At 75.9% G+C, this 1862-nt stretch carries 2 protein-coding genes; one reads left to right on the top strand and one right to left on the bottom strand.

Features of this window, described 5'->3' with window-relative positions; all coding sequences use genetic code 11:
- Positions 1-28: 28 nt before the first annotated feature.
- Complete coding sequence (locus HGCM_RS09440; protein ID WP_026075377.1) at positions 29-1048, bottom strand: LacI family DNA-binding transcriptional regulator; 1020 nt, start codon at positions 1046-1048, stop codon at positions 29-31.
- 163 nt (positions 1049-1211) lie between these two features.
- Between HGCM_RS09440 and HGCM_RS18820 the strand changes: the two genes are divergently transcribed.
- Positions 1212-1862: CAP domain-containing protein (locus HGCM_RS18820; protein WP_019136595.1), on the top strand; the 651-nt coding region annotated here is incomplete at its 3' end.

Raw genomic sequence — 1862 nt, 5'->3', positions numbered from 1 at the left:
CGCGGGGTCGGCGCCGGCGACCGCGGGGTCAGACGGAGGCGGGCACCCGGGCCGGCGCGGTGGAGCCGCGCACGACGAGCTCCGGCTCGAAGAGCAGCTCCTCCTGGGCCACCGCGGCTCCGTTGATCTGGCTGACGAGCAGGTCGATCGCCGCCCGCCCCATCGGCTCGATGGGCTGCCGGACGGTCGTCAGCGGGGGCTCCGTGCAGTTCATGAAGGCGGAGTCGTCGTACCCGACCACCGACACGTCCTCGGGCACCCGCAGACCCGCGCGGCGGGCCGCGCGGATCGCGCCGAGGGCGAGCGGGTCGCTCGCGCAGACGATGCCGGTCACGCCCTCGCGCAGCAGCCGGGTGGCCGCCGCCTGGCCCGACTCGAGCGAGTACGCGCTGCGCACGACGTGCTTGTCGTCGAGCGTCAGGCCCAGCCGCTCGGCGAGGCCCTGCGCCGCGCGCAGCTTGCGCTGCGACGGCACGTGGTCCGCCGGGCCGAGCACGAGGCCGACCTGCGTGTGCCCCAGCGAGGCGAGGTGGCCCACGGCCTGCTCGATCGCGACGACGTCGTCGCACGAGACCCGCGGGAACGGCAGCTCCTCGATGGAGGCGTTGATGAGGACGACGGGCAGCTGGCGCCCGACGAGGCGCTCGTAGTGCGCGTGCGAGGCGTCGCGCTGGGCGTAGTTGCCGCCCGCGAAGACGATGCCCGAGACCTGCTGCCCCAGCAGCAGCTCGACGTAGTCCGCCTCGGAGATGCCGCCGGCGGTCTGCGTGCAGAGCACCGGCGTGAAGCCCTGCTGCGCCAGCGCACCCCCCACCACCTCGGCGAAGGCCGGGAAGATCGGGTTCTGCAGCTCGGGCAGGACCAGGCCCACGAGCCGGGCGCGCTCCCCCCGCAGCTTCGTCGGGCGCTCGTAGCCGAGCACGTCGAGCGCCGTGAGCACCGCCTCCCGCGTCTGCTCCGAGACCCCGGGCTTGCCGTTGAGCACGCGGCTCACGGTCGCCTCGGAGACGCCCACCTTGCGTGCCACCTCTGCCAGACGCCGCGACATGCCTCTCAGCGTAGGGGCTGCGAGCGCAAACCGCTTGCAGGACCACGCAAGCCGATGTCGTGGCCCGTGCGCCGCCGGATCCGTTCACAACCCGCCGCTGTCCCGACGCCCCGGGCGCGCGAAACGGTGACGCTCCGGCGGCCGGGCCGTTACCCTCCCCCGGGTGTCCCTTTTCACCCGTTCGCCCTCTCGCGCCCGGTTCGCCCCGCTGCTAACGGCGGCCGCCGCGCTGACGACCCTCGCGCTCGTCCTGCTCGCCCCGCCCGCCCGGGCGGCCGCGGACGACGCGGCGCAGATCGCGGAGCTGGTCGCGAGCGCACGGCAGGACGCGGGGCGCGCGCCGCTGGCACGCAACGCGGCGCTCGACGACGTGGCCGCGGCGTGGGCACGGCGGATGGCGGACGAGCACCGGATGTACCACAACCCCGAGCTCGCCTCGCAGGTGCCGGGCGGCTGGCGCAGCCTCGGCGAGAACGTCGCGAACGGGTACCGCGACGCGGCCTCCGTCCACGACGGCTGGATGCACTCCCCCGGGCACCGCGCCAACATCCTGGGCGAGGGGTACACCGACATCGGCATCGCGTTCCTGCGCGCCGGCGGCACCACGTGGGGCGTCGAGGTGTTCGCCACCTACCCCGAGGGCAGCGCGGGCGCCGCCGCGCGCCGGCCCGTCGAGCCCGCTCCCGAGACCACGGGGCCGCAAGAGCCGGAGCCCGCGGCGACGGCCGACGCGCGCGAGCGCTCCACCGCCTCCGCAGCCCCTCGGCAGCGCGCGTCCCGCGCGGCCGAGCGGACGCGCCGCACGGCCACCGCC

Source organism: Cellulomonas massiliensis JC225 (assembly GCF_000312005.1).
Classification (GTDB): Bacteria; Actinomycetota; Actinomycetes; order Actinomycetales; family Cellulomonadaceae; genus Cellulomonas; species Cellulomonas massiliensis.
Note: the sequence above shows the minus strand (reverse complement) of the source record. Positions and strands in the feature narration are given on the sequence as shown.